At 58.1% G+C, this 17340-nt stretch carries 13 protein-coding genes and 1 pseudogene; 10 read left to right on the top strand and 4 right to left on the bottom strand.

Annotated features, from left to right (window positions below; all coding sequences use genetic code 11):
* Window positions 1-68 precede the first annotated feature (68 nt).
* Both QFZ94_RS35200 and QFZ94_RS35195 read right to left on the bottom strand, forming a co-directional pair.
* A complete protein-coding gene (locus tag QFZ94_RS35200; protein ID WP_429462715.1) occupies window positions 69-803 on the bottom strand; it encodes an ABC transporter substrate-binding protein in 735 nt (244 codons plus the stop codon).
* A gap of 41 nt (window positions 804-844) precedes the next feature.
* Window positions 845-1687 (bottom strand): annotated as a pseudogene (locus QFZ94_RS35195) (GntR family transcriptional regulator); the annotation flags it as partial.
* On the opposite strand from QFZ94_RS35195, the gene QFZ94_RS35190 reads away from it, so the two are divergent.
* The 10 genes from QFZ94_RS35190 to QFZ94_RS35145 all read left to right on the top strand — a co-directional run bounded on the left by QFZ94_RS35190 (window position 1657) and on the right by QFZ94_RS35145 (window position 14519).
* Entirely contained in the window at window positions 1657-1812 is a 156-nt protein-coding gene (locus QFZ94_RS35190) for a hypothetical protein (protein WP_368584299.1), read from the top strand. The pseudogene QFZ94_RS35195 and the gene QFZ94_RS35190 overlap by 31 nt on opposite strands.
* Window positions 1813-2028: 216 nt before the next feature.
* A complete protein-coding gene (locus tag QFZ94_RS35185; RefSeq protein ID WP_429462714.1) occupies window positions 2029-3822 on the top strand; it encodes a PQQ-binding-like beta-propeller repeat protein in 1794 nt (597 codons plus the stop codon).
* Between the two features lie 662 nt (window positions 3823-4484).
* Window positions 4485-5651: a hypothetical protein gene (locus QFZ94_RS35180; RefSeq protein ID WP_429463631.1), complete on the top strand. Its 1167-nt coding sequence runs from the start codon at window positions 4485-4487 to the stop codon at window positions 5649-5651.
* An 861-nt stretch (window positions 5652-6512) separates the two neighbouring features.
* Window positions 6513-7778 carry a flippase gene (locus QFZ94_RS35175; protein WP_368584211.1) on the top strand — a complete coding sequence of 422 codons (1266 nt, stop codon included), beginning with the start codon at window positions 6513-6515 and terminating at the stop codon, window positions 7776-7778.
* Window positions 7768-8880 (top strand): UDP-galactopyranose mutase, encoded by a 1113-nt coding sequence (glf, locus tag QFZ94_RS35170; protein ID WP_429462713.1) that lies wholly within the window; start codon window positions 7768-7770, stop codon window positions 8878-8880. The genes QFZ94_RS35175 and glf overlap by 11 nt, the downstream gene beginning before the upstream one ends.
* Window positions 8881-8953: 73 nt before the next feature.
* Window positions 8954-10183: a hypothetical protein gene (locus QFZ94_RS35165; protein ID WP_429462711.1), complete on the top strand. Its 1230-nt coding sequence runs from the start codon at window positions 8954-8956 to the stop codon at window positions 10181-10183.
* 135 nt (window positions 10184-10318) lie between these two features.
* On the top strand, window positions 10319-11215 hold the full coding sequence (locus QFZ94_RS35160; protein WP_429462709.1) for a hypothetical protein: 897 nt from the start codon (window positions 10319-10321) through the stop codon (window positions 11213-11215).
* A gap of 414 nt (window positions 11216-11629) precedes the next feature.
* Entirely contained in the window at window positions 11630-12475 is an 846-nt protein-coding gene (locus QFZ94_RS35155) for a hypothetical protein (RefSeq protein ID WP_429462707.1), read from the top strand.
* Window positions 12476-12936: 461 nt separating this feature from the next.
* Window positions 12937-13917, top strand: coding sequence for a glycosyltransferase family 2 protein (locus QFZ94_RS35150; protein WP_410850967.1), 981 nt, complete (start codon window positions 12937-12939; stop codon window positions 13915-13917).
* Between the two features lie 296 nt (window positions 13918-14213).
* Window positions 14214-14519 (top strand): lysozyme inhibitor LprI family protein, encoded by a 306-nt coding sequence (locus QFZ94_RS35145; RefSeq protein WP_368584205.1) that lies wholly within the window; start codon window positions 14214-14216, stop codon window positions 14517-14519.
* Window positions 14520-14638: 119 nt separating this feature from the next.
* Here the strand turns inward: QFZ94_RS35145 and QFZ94_RS35140 are convergent, their stop codons facing one another.
* Both QFZ94_RS35140 and QFZ94_RS35135 read right to left on the bottom strand, forming a co-directional pair.
* Window positions 14639-15928 carry an MFS transporter gene (locus tag QFZ94_RS35140; RefSeq protein ID WP_429462705.1) on the bottom strand — a complete coding sequence of 430 codons (1290 nt, stop codon included), beginning with the start codon at window positions 15926-15928 and terminating at the stop codon, window positions 14639-14641.
* A 52-nt stretch (window positions 15929-15980) separates the two neighbouring features.
* A complete protein-coding gene (locus tag QFZ94_RS35135; protein WP_429462703.1) occupies window positions 15981-17309 on the bottom strand; it encodes an MFS transporter in 1329 nt (442 codons plus the stop codon).
* Window positions 17310-17340: the final 31 nt, after the last annotated feature.

The following is a 17340-nucleotide window of genomic DNA, read 5'->3' as shown; positions in this document are numbered from 1 at the left end:
GTCGGGGTGGTTCGTGGCGGGGCGGTGCCCGTCCGGCTCCCCACGCGATGTCGGCCCGGAGCCGACCGCTACGCGGCAGGCGCCACGGACGCCCCGGCGATTCCATGCCGCGCGAGCGATTCCGCCACGAAGCCCGACGCCTTCACCTCCTCGACAAACGACCGCAGCGCCTGAGCCGCCGCTTCGCCGCGGCTCTTCGGAACACCCATCGCCTGCCGGATCACCATGAAGCGCTCGTCGAGCAGCCGCAGCCCGGCCGTTTGCTTCGCATCGGCTTCGAGTTGCTGCTTCACGCCTGCCGCCACTTCCAGTTGCTGCTCGATAAATGTCGGCACGACACTCGGCGAGCTCGGCGCGCGCACGATCTGCGCGGCTTTCAACTCGCGCGTGAGGAACAGATCGTACGCACTGCCTTTGCCGACGACGACCCGGTTGTGCGCCTGATCCACATCCTGATTCGACCGCACCGGCGAGTCGTCGCGCACCAGATAGAAGCCTTCGATCAGTACATACGGCGCCGTGAATTCAATCGTTGCGCCGCGCGATGGATCGATCGCGAAGAAGCCGAAATCCGCGCGTTCCTCGCTGACGGCCTGCACCGATTTGGCGGCCGTATCGAACACCACCAGTTCCAGTTCGACGCCAAGTTTCGCGGCGAACGCGCGCGCGAGATCGATCGAAACGCCGAACGGCTCGCCGGACTGGGCATCGCGATTGGCGAGGATCGGATTGCCGAGATTGATCGACGCGCGCAGCTTGCCCGTGGGCGAGAAGGCGGCGACGACGGTGGGATCGATAGTCATAGAGGTTCTCGTGGCGACCGCGTTCAGGGCGAAGGGCGGTCTCAGGGTTCAAGGATTTCGCTGCTGCGGGACAGCGCGTCGAGCGTCTGCAGCAGATGCTCGCGCATCGCTTCCGACGCTTCTTCGTTGCGCTCCCGCTCCGACAGTTCGAGCAGATGCAAATGGTGCTTCGCGTGTTCGACGTAGCGCTCGCGATGCTGCATCGAGCGATACGACAGCAAGCGGCGCAGGCGGTTCACCCGCCGGATCGTGTTGATGAAAAAGCTGTTGGCCGAAGCCTCGGCGAGCGACTCGTGAAAGCGCACGCCGCGATCGTGCAACTGGTCGGCGGTATCCGTTTCGATGCCGCCCGCGAGCAGATGCATCTCGACCTCACGACACCGCTCCAGCACCTTGCGCTCGAGCCGGCAGCCGGGCTCCAGCGATGCCGCCGGTTCGAGCGCGAGCCGCAGCCGGTACGACTTTAGCAGGCCGTCGCGCGTGGTCAACCTTGGCGAGAACTGCCAGCCATAACCCGGTTTGCGTTCAGCCCATCCTTCCCGCGCGATGCGGCCGAGCACAGCGGTCAGTTGCGCGCTCGTCAGTCCGTAGCGGGTGCGGATCAGCTGCTCGGAGAATTCATCGGGCAGTTCGCTTTTCAGGCGGTCGTCGGCGATCTGGAAATAGGCACGCGTGACGACGCCGGCCTCGGCAAGATGCAGTTCGTCGACCACGTCCGCAAGAGATTCGGAGAGCGGCTTCGCGACGAAGAAGCCGCGATTCTTTTCCCGCGTCAAGATGCCTTTGTCGTGTAGCTACGGCAGCGCTTCGTTCACGGGGGAACGTGAGACGCGCAGACGGTCGGCGAGCATCTGTGCGGGCAGGTGCGCGCCGGCGTCGAGTCCCGTTCCAGACCGCGCACTTCCCCGGCTCGTTCTATCCGCGCGCGATGCAGCTCGGCAAGATGTCCGCCGAGTCGCGCTTTCCGGACAGTACGCTCGCCGAACTGCGCGCGCGGCCATTCGGATGAAGCAGCCGAACGGTGTGTGAGCCTTGAATCACTCAATAGGGACAATTCCCCGTCCGCCAGACGGTAGTCCATCGCGGCCATCTCTTGCGGTTGGTTTTAGATGGCGTACGATTGACCTCACGTTAGCAAAGCGCGTATCAATTAGTAGGTCGAGGCGAGAAGTCGCGGTGCGCCGTCTACCCATTGCTAACAGCAATATTTGCAAGAGGTGGCTACATGAAAAGCGCACACAACGTTATCGACGCTTCTCGGCTCGTTGCAGCTTTGATCCTCGCCTGCGCGGCGGGCTCGGGCGCACAAGCGCAAAGTTCGAACGCGGCACCGGCTGCGGCATCTGCCCCGGGTCTTGCAGTAGCCGCTCAGGCGTCGTCAAACGCACTGGACCCATTCCCTCATGGCCCGCACCCGCATGGCGTCGGACCGAAAGTGCCGCCAGCCGCCGCCCTCGACGGATCGGACGTAGACAAACAGAACGGCGGAGACAAGATCAATCCGAATAATTTCCGCGACGATCGCGGGCCGGCGGTGGATACGCCGTACCAGGCTCCCGAAGCAGCGACTGCCGCTACATTGAGCCGGACACCAGGGGCCGTCGCCGCGCCAACCTTTACGACGACCGACTGGCCGACGTATGGTATGAACAGGCAGCGGACTGGGTATAACTCAGTCGAGACGGTGCTCACCCAGACCAACGTGAGGACGATGGTAAAGCACTGGGACTCAAAAGTCCTGGACGGTGCCATCCTGACTCAGCCGGTACTGGCTGCCGGGGTGATGATCAACGGGGTGCCAACCGATATCGTCTATGTTGCGACAGAGGGGAACAGTACATATGCACTGAATGCCGCGACAGGGAATATCATTTGGAAAAGCGCCCAAATCCCTCAAGCTATCTTGACGTCGGCCTGCCAGGGGCTGTTCCAAGGCAAGATCGGGGTGCAGGGCACGCCCGTCATCGACCATGCCAACAACCGGATTTTCGTTGTGAGCGGGCGAGGCTACCTGCATGCGTACAACCTGCAGACCGGCGTGGATCTCCCGGGCTTCAACCTGCTACTTCTCGACCCAAACAACGCTACTCCAATAACGATGGTCTATGGCGGCTTGACGCTCAGTCCCGATGGTTCGTCGATATACGTGGCGACAGCCGGTGACCCCTGCGATACGGAGCCGTACCATGGACAGGTCGTCCGCGCGTCCACCACCAACCCAGCTGCGATTCTGCAACGCTGGTATCCAACCGGCGCAACCGGGCCAGATGGGGGCGGTGTATGGGGTATGGGCGGCGTATCGATTCCGCCGGATGGGACGGTCGTCTATGCACTCACGGGCAACGCATTCGCCCAGCCGGAAAATGCCGCGTTCGCGGAGCACGTCGTGAAGCTCACGCCGACCCTGGCGGTAGCGGCGTCGAACTCGCCGCTTTCTCCGCCCCTCACGGACGTCGACTTCGGCGCTACAGCATTGCTCTTTCAGCGTCCCACCTGCCCGACGATGCTCGCGGCCTACAACAAGTCCGGCAACCTGTTCATTTATAACCGAGCCACTATTCAGCAGCAGGGTCCCATTGAAAAGTTGACGATTTCCCAAACTTCAGCCGACGGCAGCAACATAGGCCTTCCTGCATTCGACCCGGTGCTGAATCGGCTTTACGTCGTGTCCCCTGGCGGTTCGGGGAGCAACAACTTATACCAACACGGGGTGATTGCACTGTCGATCGACAGCAACTGTACTGTGAACCCCAAACCCGTGTGGACGGCGCAAGTCGGCTTGAACCAAGTCGCGTTCAACCCGGCTATCCCGCCCGTCGCCGCAAATGGTGTGGTGTATTACGCGGACGGTTTGGGCAACCACTTTTATGCATTGGATGCCGCGGACGGGACCATACTCTTCCACGACCAATACACGCCAGCTCAAAACGGCGAGGGCAACTTCGCGTCGCCGATGGTCGTGAACGGGCAAGTCTTCGTCGCTGGTGGCGACCACGTGGTTCATGCCTATGGCCTCTGACTGCTAAACCCGTTAGCGAAACGTAACTTTTTCGCAAGCATAGCCACTCTGCTCTGATTGCGCGCAGTGATTCGCAGTATCGCGCCGCTGCGCGCGTCCTGCTGACCCGTCGCAATTCGATGACGTCGAGGCGTTCCCGGCGCGCGCGCCGCATCGCGCCGTCGCGGTGACGCGCGCGAGTCGACGTTGCTCTCGCACGCAAATACAAGGCTCCCCGGGCTTCTAAACGTAGCGCGAGTTGGGCATCATGATGGCCATGCCGCCCACCGCCATCCCTGTCGCGGAATTGCCGATCGAGCCTGATGCGCTACAGGCGTTGGCGCTCGAACAGAGCGCTTTGCGCGCTGTGTGCGCAAGATCGTGGCCGGTCGGCAGTTGTTTGCCTCAATACTTAAAGTAACCGTTCGCCGCCGAGAAGTGGGGCGACGCGCTATGGAATGCGACTTCATTTCATCGTTGCTTGTACTATGATGAACCGGCGTGTCCCCGTCTTGTCTCTTTAGTAGCCGCGATCGGTGCTGCACCCTGAGGCGCGGTTATTAGCATCGGCACTCTTGGTGTTCGTAAATTCGTGATGTAGACGACGCCGAATTCAGTGTGTCCCGATGCTCGCCTGTATGTTCCTTAGACAATGTGCTCGTCGGCACCTACGAAGGAGTAGCATGACTGCATCCCGTTCTAACGCGGCGTCGAGGCGAGTCGCCATTCTGGTCCTGCTCTGTCGCGACTACGCGGCGCTCGAACTAACCCTCGCCAGTCACATGGCGTACCGGCCAACAGGCGTCGAGTTCATCCTGCTTCAGAACTGTCGGGGCGGCTATGACGCGGAACGCACGCTTGCCGTCGCGCGGCGCTACGCAAGGCTTTTTCCGGGCGTCGTTCGGGTCGTCGACGACATTCCGCCTGGTCCACCTTATCGCACGATCAAAAAACTACTCTCGCAGCCGGCGTTCGCCGAAATCGACCTGATCTGCAAGGTGGACGACGACGCGTTCCCTATCGCCGGCGGGTGGCTCGACAAGATGCTGGCCACGTACGACGCGGCGGAAAAGGAAAGCGGCAACGAGCTTGCCTACGTCACTCCCCTCATCAACAACAACAACTGGGGCTTCCCTGAGGTGATGCGCGTGATGAACCTGGAGCGCGAGTACTTCACGAACCAGGCGCATCCGCATTTCGTCGGGGCCGACGGGGACAAGCGCTTTCCGCTGCGAATCATCCCTGCGGAGCAGATCGAGATCGGCACCAATGGCACGATATGGGGCTATCCGCACATCGCGCGCTGGCTACATGAACGGACCACGCTGCAACCTGATGCTTTCATCGCTGCGACTCAGGACCTCGAACCTTGCGAAGTGCCGGCAGCATTGCGCTATTCGATCGGCTGCATTCTTTTTCGCAAGCGGTTATGGGACATGATCGACGACGGTGGGCAGGACGACGAGCACATGATGCATGTCTACTGTGAGCGGCACCGGCTGAGAATCGTCTGTGCGCGCAGCGTGCCGTTCGTTCACATCGCGTACTTTACCCAGCGTGAGGAGAACCGCGACATCGTCGATGCCGCTCGCGCGCTTTACGACGGGAGGCTTGGCCATCCCTTCCCGATTTCACTCTACGCGGACCGTGAACGCGATATCGAAGCGCGGTTGCGCTGGCTCGAAGACCACCCGCCGCAGGCCACCAAGGGGACGCTTAAAGCGTCGAAGCGTGTCAGTCGCGCGATCTATCGGCGAGTGCGCACGCTGTGGAAAAACGGTCGCCGAGCATGGTCTGTCGTGACTGGCAAGCGCAATGCGACGAGCGGCCGGAGCTCTCCGTCACCATGACGTCTTCTATTGCGACCGTACCAAGCCGTCGCCCAGGACACCGGCGAGCAGACCGTTTGCGGCGTGAAAAGCAGACTCGTCGGCTGTTGTGAGAACGTCAGGATCGCCGCGGCGACGCTCTCACACCGGTTTGTAGATATCTATTGGCATACTTGGCCTGTCCACTATCGAAGTGGGGAATGCGCCAATACCTCACCAATTTGTGCCGGTTCCTGACATTGGTGCAGCGAAGCATATACAAATTCATAGAGTACTTCGTTTCCTGGCCGCACCGGTCGGCCTTTCCTGTGATTGCGCCGCAACGGCACAAACCCGTTCTACCTTAATCAATTGTCTGCTTATTTCAGTTCCTGCCGATTCTGGTGGACCCAGACGACCGGCATTTCAGGTGGGCCCGGTTTGCTCCCACAAGGTTTTTCGCGAAACAAGGGCGATGACAGCAGCCCCGATCGCTCCGGTGGAATCGCCGCCGGAGGTTCTCGCGCAAACGGAATCGCATTCCCTGGAAGCTCGTCAGAAACATCGACAGCAAAGGTGGCGTTTACTGATGAGCCGCGCGATCGCAAGAGCAGGCTGGCGAACTGGTTGCTTGATACCGGAACTCACCAGGGTCCGGCGCGGATGCGTCACTGTTGTACGACTCTGATGAAATTCGTGGCGCACCGTCAACGAGTCGTGCGGCTTACTGCCGGTAGCGGTGGCTTCCTCGGACGAAGAGTTTGGGAGCCGGTAGCAAGGCCCAACCGGCGTCGGCCTGATCAGGTATTCGCTTGCGCGGAGACCTTACTCGCACTCCGCCCACGGGATATAAAGGTATGTCTCCAAGCGATCCTTCATCGATGTATTGACAACGGCTAACTCATGACGAGTCCCCTCCGACACAACATCGTTGCGCTGTCAGTTCTGCAAGCAGCCAACATGCTGCTGCCGCTTGCAACATTTCCCTACCTGTTGCGTGTTCTGCGCCCGGAACACTTTGGTGCATACGTCTTCGCGCAAGCCTTAGTTGGTTATCTCGTGCTGCTGACGGACTATGGTTTTAACTGGTCAGCGACTGCTCACGTCGCACGGGTCCAAAAAGATCGGCACGCGGTATCGAAGATCTTTTGGGCGACACAAGGCGCAAAGGCGCTTATCGCTGTGGTCTGCCTCGCCATCCTGCTTGTAGCGGCTTTCTTCGTAGCAAGATTGCGCGAACTGCTGCCGGTTCTGCTAGCTACCTATCCGGTCGTTATCGGAACGGTCCTGTTTCCACAGTGGCTTTTCCAGGGCCTGGAGCAGATGACGTTTACTACGGTCTCCACGTTGAGCGCGCGGGTGCTACTGCTTCCGCTAACATTCTTCCTGGTGCACTCGCCGGCCGACACGTGGATCGCGTCGCTCATCAGTTCGATGAGCGTGATTGCTGCCGGAGTCGTCGCATCGATCCTGATCGCAAAAAACCGACTGATCATCCCCTTGATGCCGAGCATGGCGGACGTCATCGAAGCGCTTCGTGAAGGCTGGCACATGTTCATTTCCACGGCAGCGATCAGTCTGTACACCACCACTAATAGCGTGTTGCTTGGATTTATTGCGGGAGACGTCGCTGTTGGCTACTTTGGCGTAGCCGACAAGATTCGGAATGTCGCCCAGGCGCCGCTCGTACCGTTCGCCAACGCAATTTACCCGCGCGTGACGGCGCTCTTTTCCGAAGACTCCGAAAAGGCGTTTGGGCTGGTGCGCAAGATGCTCTACCTGGGGGGCTCGGCCATGTTGCTCGCTTCGGTCGCGCTCTGGGCCGGCGCCGATTTGATCATTCGCATCGCCGTGGGCCCTGGGTACGAACCAGCGGTCATCGTTCTTAAGTGGATGGCCCTCCTGCCGCTGCTCATCTGTCTAAACAATGTACTGGGCGTTCAGGTGATGCTGCCGCTCGGCATGAAGAAGAGAGTCAGCGAGATACTGGTCGTCTGCGGCTTGATCAACCTTGCCCTGCTCGTGCCTCTTGCATCGGCTTATGGCGCTCAGGGCGCGGCAATGTCAGTGCTTGCCACCGAATTTCTGGTTACGGCCTTAATGGCTCTCCACCTGATCAAATGCAAGATTCCAGCTTTTTATACGAGGATGCGCAGAGATGAATTATGACTTCCTTATCGTAGGCGCCGGCTTTGCGGGCGCGGTCTGTGCCGAACGTCTGGCGGCAAGCGGCAAGCGTGTGCTTGTCGTAGACAAGAGAAATCATATTGGCGGCAATGCATATGACCGCGAGGATGAGAACGGTGTGCTGATCCATCCGTATGGTCCGCACATCTTTCATACGAACAGTAAGCGGATATTCGAGTACCTGTCGGGTTTTACTGATTGGCGCTTCTACGAGCATCGCGTAAAGGCTTATGTAGACGGGGATCTGTATCCGATACCGATCAATCGCACGACGATCAACAAGCTATATGGCCTCGATCTGAGCGAGCAGGACACGATAGCGTTCCTTGAGTCGGTACGTGAAGCGCGAGAGGTCAATACGACCAGCGAGGACGTGGTGCTGAGCAGCGTTGGCCCGGATCTGTGCGACAAGTTTTTCCGTGGCTATACGCGCAAGCAATGGGGACTCGATCTGTCTGAATTGTCTGCGGGTGTCGCTGCGCGAATACCAACGCGTTCGAACGACGACGACCGGTACTTCACCGATACTTATCAATTTATGCCGGCGCACGGCTACACCGCGATGTTCGAAAAGATGCTTGACAGTCCAAATATCGACGTGCGTCTGTCGACCGACTATGACGTGGTGAAAGCGAATATCGAATGTGGACACCTTGTGTACACTGGACCGATCGACGCGTATTTCGGGTATCGGTTTGGCAAGCTTCCGTACCGCAGCCTCCACTTTCAACACCAGCATCTGAACGACGTGGAGCGTTTTCAGACGACGGGTACCATCAACTATCCGAACGATCACGAATATACGAGGATTACTGAGTTCAAGCACCTCACCGGGCAACAGCATCAGGGGACTTCGATTGTAAAGGAGTATCCGCGAGCCGAAGGCGAGCCGTACTACCCGATTCCGCGCAAGGAAAACGAGGCATTGTTCATGCGTTACAGCGCGCTCGCGGAGACAGTTACCGATGTGACTTTTGTGGGCAGGCTGGCGCAGTATCGCTATTACAACATGGACCAGGTCGTTGGTGCGGCGCTCAAAGCAGTAGAGGGACTCGTCGAAGGAGCAGTAGTAAGAAAGCTCTGACTGGTGGCGACCGAGAGCTTGCCTGGATTGCCTGAAAGATTTGGAGCGTGTACTTGAACGTCTCTTCGTTTGCGTGCGCATCGGGCTCGCCGTAGTAACGGTTCTATGGTTCGCGCGGTCGGCGTCGGTCAAATGCAATTCTTCGCCGCTAACTCTTTCTAACTTGATCTTTGCTTGTACTAATGTACTCGTCCTACGAAGGAGTAGCATGACTGCATCCCGTTCTAACTCGGCGTCGAGGCGAGTCGCTATTCTGGTCCTGCTCTGTCGCGACTACGCAGCGCTCGAACTGACCCTCGCCAGTCACATGGCGTACCGGCCAACAGGCGTCGAGTTCATCCTGCTTCAGAACTGTCGGGGCGGCTATGACGCGGAACGCACGCTTGCCGTCGCGCGGCGCTACGCAAGGCTTTTTCCGGGCGTCGTTCGGGTCGTCGACGATATTCCGCCTGGTCCACCTTATCGCACGATCAAAAAACTACTCTCGCAGCCGGCGTTCGCCGAAATCGACCTGATCTGCAAGGTGGACGACGACGCGTTCCCGATCGCCGGCGGGTGGTTCGACAAGATGCTCGCCACGTACGACGAGGTGGAAAAGGAAAGCGGGGACGGGCTTGCCTACGTCACCCCGCTCATCAACAACAACAACTGGGGCTTCCCTGAAGTGATGCGTGCGATGAACCTGGAGCGCGAGTACTTTACGAACCAGGCGCATCCGCATTTCGTCGGTGCCGCCGGGGACGGTCGCTGTCCGATACGAATCATCCCTGCTGAGCAGATCGAGAAAGGCACCAATGGCACGATATGGGGCTATCCGCACATCGCGCGCTGGCTACATGAACGGACCACGCTTCAGCCTGATGCTTTCATCGCCGCCACTCGGGCGCTCGAACCTTGCGAAGTGCCCTCAGAATCGCGCTATTCGATCGGCTGCATTCTTTTTCGCAAGCGGTTATGGGACATGATCGACGACGGTGGGCAGGACGACGAGCACATGATGCATATGTACTGCGCGCGACAGCAGCTGCGAATCGTTTGTACGCGCAGCGTGCCGTTCGTTCACATCGCGTACTTTACCCAGCGTGAGGAGAACCGCGACATCGTCGATGCCGCTCGCGCGCTATACGACGCGAGGCTCGGCCATCCCTTTCCGATTTCACTCTACGCGGACCGTGAACGCGATATCGAAGCGCGGTTGCGCTGGCTCGAAGACCACCCGCCGCAGGCCACCAAGGGGACGCTTAAAGCGTCGAAGCGTGTCAGTCGCGCGATCTATCGGCGAGTGCGCACGCTATGGAAATGAGCAAGGGCGCGCGTCGCCGAGCGGAGTGTGTCGTTTCATGATTTCGCGCGGTTGGTGTCAGTCAAATGCAATTCTTCGCCAGTGACTGTCTTTACGTGCCGCGCAATCTGCATCTATGCATAGGGAAATTGAAAGATGAACAAGTACCTGGTCGTTCTGAGGTGTGGAGACAGTTCCTTGCATCCGCAATGGTTCAGCGGCGGACAGGCCCCAAACTTTGATTTGATCCTGAGTTACTACGGGAAGAACGAAGATTATGCAGACATCTATGCCAAAGCCATACATCGATTCAAAGGATCAAAATGGGAAGGTCTTAACGACTTCATGTTGCAAAATGCCCAATTGATTCTGCAATATCGTTACATCTGGCTCCCGGACGACGACATCCTGACGGATGTTCAAACCCTGAACGACTTCTTCGAGTATGTAGAACGAGAGAATTTCGCACTCGCGCAACCGTCTCTCGACGAGAGAAGCTATTTCGGTCACCAAACGACGTTGCAAAACAGCGAGTTTGAATTTCGCGAAACAAATTTCGTGGAGTTGATGATGCCATGTTTATCTTCGAATGCCTTGCAAGCGATAAAACACAGCTTCGGGATGAACAAATCAGGCTGGGGCCTCGATTTCTTGTGGCCCAAGTGGGTCGCTTCTTTTGGAAAGGTTGGCATTATTGATCGTTTTTCCGTGTTCCATACACGCCCGGTCGGCTCGGCTGGGAGCGGCATGGGAGACGATTCAACTACGAGCCCAAATTTTGAATTGAATCAGACGCTCGCGCAATACGGGATGCTGGGCACTCCGATAAAGGTCATTCGTGGCAAAAGAAGCGATGTAGGCAAATCATATGCGAGCGGACGACTGGGCAATCCAATGTTGTTCATTCATGCGGTAAAGGGCAGCAATCCGGTGCGACGGAAAGATATCGTCAGTTTTATGAGGCTGCTGAAAGAGTATCTGCCGTGGCTTCATCATATCAAGCGCACAACGTGGCCAATACATCGGGCTCCGGAAAGGCGCTCAAGCCGTTGAGAATGATAATGCGTGTGATTGATGCGGATACCGTTTCGCTGCCGTGGGCATAGACCGTTTTCGAAGCAGCAAACCTGTCGCGGGGGCATTGTCAACTTATCGAGACTCGTCGTAAAAGCGGCAGGAAGAGCATCCTCACAATGAGTTCAAGGCCGTCGGCAGTTGTGATGAACGTCAGGATCGACTTGTCGACGGCGGAGATTTTCGATAAATGATTAATTAGTCACACTCAACCATTGGCGACATTAGTCGGGCGAAAAGAGACATGCTCCATGGATCGCATTTAGTTCTGTATAAACTCTCGTATCGTGTAGTCCGTTGCAACCACCTTCTCGCGTACGGCACTGCCGAGTCTCCAATGGTATGCAGCAACGCGGCGATGCTCTCAACGAAGCAAATCGAGGAGGCTAAATTATGAGCGATGCAAAATTTGCAACGTTCTGGAATGGTCCGGAATTGTCTCCTTATGAAATCGCTTGTTTGAATACGTTCATTGCTAATGGCAGCGAAATCGCTGTGTATAGTTATAAACCCATCAGCAACTTGCCAAAAGGCGTGATCGAAAAGGACGCCCAGTCGATCCTTTCGGCCGACTCGCTGAGCGCTTTTCCCGTTAATGGCGTTCCTTCATTGGCGCATTTCACAGATTATTTCCGGTTAATAATGTTTACCAAAACGGATGAAATCTGGGCGGACACAGATATTCTTCTCCTGAGACGATTTGACCTGAACATTGCGGGCGACTTGGTCGGCCGGGGAGAGCCGGATCTGCTTTGCAACGCACTCCTGCGCCTCGACCCGGGGAATCCACGGCTGCATGATGTAATTCAGCGGGTAGAAGCGATGGAGAACACCGATATAAAATGGCGTGCTACTGGCTCCCATATTTTGACGGAGATCTATGGTGCAAAGGCCGGCTTGGCTGAAAAAGTGTTTTATCCGGTGCATGCCGATTCCTATTATAAGGTCTTTTTGCCCCACTATTTCGAAGAGTGCGCTGCGCTTTGCACCAATGCATATACGCTTAAATTTTGGAATAATCGTGTGGTTAAGCTTGGCGTGTTCAAACGGGTCTGTCCACCGAAGGGGTCATTCCTGCATCACGTGTTTGCCAGTACTGGATCCGATCAGCTTTTCGACGAGATCTATCCCGCGGATGTGATGCAGAGGTTGATCAGTAACGCCGAAGAGAGAGTCGGCCGCGATGAAGGCGTTCGCAAACTCATGCGAATAGCATTGGGGCGCGGGTTATCCAGCTAATTTGATGACACGTATTCACACACCGGATTTAATTGATAACTATTGGCATATTCGTCTCATTATCGCAAAAACGATTTCATTAAAAGTTCCTATCTGACATACTTGCCTGATCCACTGCCGCAGTGGTGGAATACGCCAATACCTCACCAATTTGTGCCGATTCCTACAAGATATTGGTGCAGCGATGCGTTTACAGCTAGTCTGTAGTGTACTTCGTTCCCGGTCGCATGCTGGTCGACTTGTCCTGTGATTGCGCCGCGACCATAGTCCCGTTTTACCCAATTTATTGTCTGCTTATTTCAGTTGCTGGCGATCTTGGTAGACCCAGACTGCCGGCACTTCAGGTCGGCCCGATTTGCTCCCACAACATGATTCGTGATTAGTTGATTTCGTCGCGAAGCCGGGATTTTGCGATATAGAACGGGTAGTTCACGCCTCGTTTACCTCCAGGAGCATTGTCTATGTCCGCACCGAGAATCAGCGTTCTGCTGCCTATCTACAAGGTCGAGGACTATATCGAGGACTGTCTCGACTCACTGCTGTCACAATCCAGCACCGATTTCGAAATCATCGCCGTCGACGACTGCAGCCCCGATCGCTCCGGTGAAATCGCCGCCCGGGTTCTCGCGCAACAGGATCGCATTTCGTGGAAGTTAATCAGAAACATCGACAACAAAGGGCTCGCTGAAACGCGAAAAATCGCAGCATCGGAAGCGCGGGGCGACTATGTGCTTTGCGTTGACAGCGACGACCACGTCCATCGCGATCTCATTTCCACCGTGCTGCGCGAAGCCGACCAGCACGACGCCGATGTCGTCATTTTCGCCGCCGAGCGCATCAGTCCCGATGGCGCCGTCAACGCTCGGATCGATTCCGGCGACGGCATTATCACTGGCGTGGAAGCCGTCCAGAAAATTCTCGAACTCAAGCTGCAAGCCTTTTGCTGGAACAAGCTTGTGCGCCGCTCCATTTTCGTTGCAGCCGAACATCCGTGCGGTCTCATCTTCGAAGACGTTTGCGTGTCGGTGCAAACGCTCGCCAACTCGAAAGTGGTGCGCCTCATCCCGGACAACCTCTATTCGTACATGATCCGTGAATCAGGAATTTCGAGACGCTTCAACCCGCAGGTCGTCGACCTTTTTGCCATCATGGACCGCGTGGAAAAAAATACCGCGTCCCTCCCGATTACCGACTACAAGCGCCTCTTCTTCCGGCTCAAATACAGCTGGGCATTCCGCGCGATCGCGTTTCAGACCGCAATCACCGCGCCGACTTACCGCCTCGCGAGCCCTATTCTGCAAAGCGTATCGGAGAAGCTGCGCGTGAAGCACCTGCTTGGCCTGTTTGCCGATCGGCATCTGAAGCTTTCCATCACTATGACCATGCTCAAGATCCATCCGTGGATCTTTTATTGCGTCGTAAGACGCTTCAACCGCCGCTGACACAGCAGAATGCGTCATCCGGCACATCATTTAGCGCCGAGCGCGTTGGAGGTACACGAGATCGCGTGACCGAATCGAACGCACTCTTGTTTCCCCAACAGGTACGCCGAGAGTACTGGAACTTGTAGTTAATTGTGTCGCTTGGCGCTTACGCATCGCCGACTACATACATATTCGTCAGGCTCTATCTATGGCTCTGCGTTCGACTACACGAAAGCTGCGCCGGCTAGCCAATATTTCACCGGAAAACTCAGGAGCAAATTGACAGATTTTGCAAGAATGACGCCTTAGCGACAATGGACGTTTCGGCTTGCGCTCAGCACGATTTCGAACGCATCTCGGAGACGCTCGAGAAGAAGATATCTGCAATAGAGCGGATCATGGTTGACGGCGACCAGGAGCTACGAGCGAATGGCGAACCCGAGGCACTTCCATATTTCCGGAGAGCACAGGAGAGCTGGAACCTCTATCGCGACAACGAGTGTTATGCGGAAGTGTATGAGGCTGGACAGGCATCGTTGCGATTCGTCGAGTTTTGGGACTGCATGACGAGAATTACCACGCATCGGCTCGATGAACTGACAAAGCCAATCAATCAGTAAGCGCGAGTGCCAATCACTCACTGGATCAACTCGGCTGCATCCCCGTCCAGACAAAAAAGGGCGGGGGACGCCACTGATGCGTCCCCCGCCCTTCGGTTGTGTCACCGACAACCGTTACATCAATCGCGCAACTTCACCGCCGTCATCCGCGGCATCAACAGGTGAATGATGCCCAGCGCAATCAGATACGCCGATGCGCCGACCGCAAAGAGTGCCCAATAATTCCCGGTGCGCTGCAAGGTCTCGCCGATCACGCCGGAGAAGAAGAACGAACCGACCATCCCCGCCACGCCGCCGATACCGACCACCGTGCCGACCACCCGCTTCGGAAACACGTCGCCGACCGTCGTGACCAGATTCGCTGACCAGCCCTGGTGCGCCGCTGCCGCGAGACCAACGGCGAGCACCGCCCACCACAGGCTCTGGAATGCCGACAACGTTGCGATCGGCACCACGCACAATGCACAGATGAGCATCGTGAGCTTGCGTGCGAAATTCGGCCGGTTGGTGCGCGCCATCAGATGCGACGACAGCCAGCCACCCGCCACGCTGCCGACCGACGACATCGTATAGATTGCGATCAGCGGCAGGCCCATGTGGGCGATATCGATATGGCGCGACTCATTGAGCCACTTGGGCAGCCAGAACAGATAGAACCACCACACCGGATCGGTCAGCAGCTTGCCGAAGACGAACGCCCACGTTTCGCGGTACTTGAGCACCGACAACCAGCTGACTTTCTGCTCGACGACTTCCTCGCGATCCGCATTGATGTAGGCGAGTTCTTCCTTCGACACCGACGGATGCTCCGAAGGCTGCCGATAAACCAGCCACCACACCGCCAGCCAGACGAAACCGGTCGCGCCGCCCGCGATGAACGTCGCGCGCCAGCCCCACATCACCGCGGCGATCGGCACGAAGGCCGGCGCCACGATGCCGCCGATCGTCGCGCCCATGTTCCAGAAGCCCGTCGCAAGCGCGCGTTCCTTCTTCGGAAACCACGTGGCGGTAGTGCGGATCGCGACCGGGAAATTGGCCGCTTCGCCGAAGCCGAGCAAACCGCGTACAGCCGCGAAACCCGGCACGGTCGATGCCACCGCGTGCAGCATCGCCGCGAGACTCCACAGCGCCATCGCGCTGCCGTAGACCTTCTTCGTGCTGACGCGATCGGCGATGCGGCCGAAGATCGCGAGACCCACCGCATAGGCGACCGTAAACACCATCACGGTCTGCGCATACTGCACCTGGTTCCAACCGATATCTTTTTGCAGCAGCGGCGCGAGCAGCCCAAGCATCTGACGATCCATGTAGTTGATCGTCGTCGCCGCGAAGATCATCGCGCAGATGGTCCATCGGTATCGTCCGACGGCCGTCCGTGCGGCAGCCGTCGTTGCTTCTAGTGTTTTCATCGTGTCTCCTGAAGGTTCCTGAAAATGGTGTCTATGCGGTTGTTCGATACGGTCAATGCGCTGAGGCGGGCAATCCTTCGCGCGGGCTCATGCGCGAGAAGAACACGACCCCGGCGGCAATCACCGACATCACCGCGAGTCCGGTGAGGCCGCCCTCGATCGAGCCGGTTTTCTGTTCGAGGAAGCCGAAGGCGGCCGGCGCGACGAAGCCGCCGAGGTTGCCGATCGAGTTGATCAGCGCCAGCACCGCGGCGGAAATCCGCGCGTCGAGATAGCCCTGCGGGATCACCCAGAACAGCGACGAGGCCGCCTTGAAGCCGATCGCGGCAAAGCAGATCGCGACGAATGAGAACACCGGGCCGCCCTGGCCGGCCGCATACATGCCGAGCGCGGCGATCAGCAGCACGCACGCCACCCACGCCTGCTGGAACTTGAAGCGCGCCGCGAGCATCGCGAACAGATACATCGCCGCGATCGAGATCAGCCACGGGATCGAGTTGAACAGGCCGACCTGGAAGTCGTTGCAATGGCCCATCTTGTGGATGATGCTGGGCAGCCAGAAAGTCGCGCCGTAGATGGTCAGCGACACCGCGAAGTAGATCAGGCAGAAGATCAGTATTTGCGGATCGCGCAGCAGGGTTCCGAGCGACGGCTTGACCGGGTGCGCGGCGGCGCGCTGGCGTTGCTCTTCGTCGATCGCATCCAGCACTGCGTCCTGCTCGGCGCGGGTGAGCCACGCGGCGTCGCGCGGCTTCGAGTCGAGCCACAGCAGGATGAAGCCCGCGAGCACGACCGAGAACATGCCTTCGATGATGAACATCCACTGCCAGCCGCGCAACCCCGCGCCTTCGATCAGCATCAGCCCGCCGGAGATCGGCCCGGACAGTACCGACGCGAGCGCCGAGCCGCTCAGGAAGATCGCCATTGCCTTGCCGCGCTCGTTGCTCGGCAGCCATTGCGTGAAGTAGTAGATGACGCCGGGAAAGAAGCCCGCTTCGGCTGCGCCGAGCAGCAGCCGCATCGCGTAGAACGACGTCTCGCCGCGCACGAATGCCATGCCGGCCGCGGCCAGTCCCCAGGTCAGCATGATACGCGCGAGCCACAGCTTCGCGCCGTAGCGCTGCAGCAGGATGTTCGACGGCACTTCGAAAATCGCGTAGCTGATGAAGAAGAGCCCCGCACCGAGCCCATAGGCCGCCGCGCCGATGCCCAGATCGGCGCTCAGATGCTGGCGCACGAAGCCGATGTTCACGCGGTCGATGTAATTGACGATGAACATCACGACGAACAGCGGCAGCACGCGCCATTTGATCTTGTGCACCGCGCTCGCCAGCGCGCCGGCGAGCGCGGGCCGCGCCGTGTCGGCAATCGGGCTACTCATGGGGTTGTCTCCTTCGATGGCGACGCGCATT

The organism is Paraburkholderia sp. JPY465, assembly GCF_050436725.1.
Lineage (GTDB): Bacteria > Pseudomonadota > Gammaproteobacteria > Burkholderiales > Burkholderiaceae > Paraburkholderia > Paraburkholderia youngii.
The sequence above is the reverse complement of the archived record's forward strand: the minus strand, read 5'-3'. Positions and strand labels throughout refer to the sequence as shown.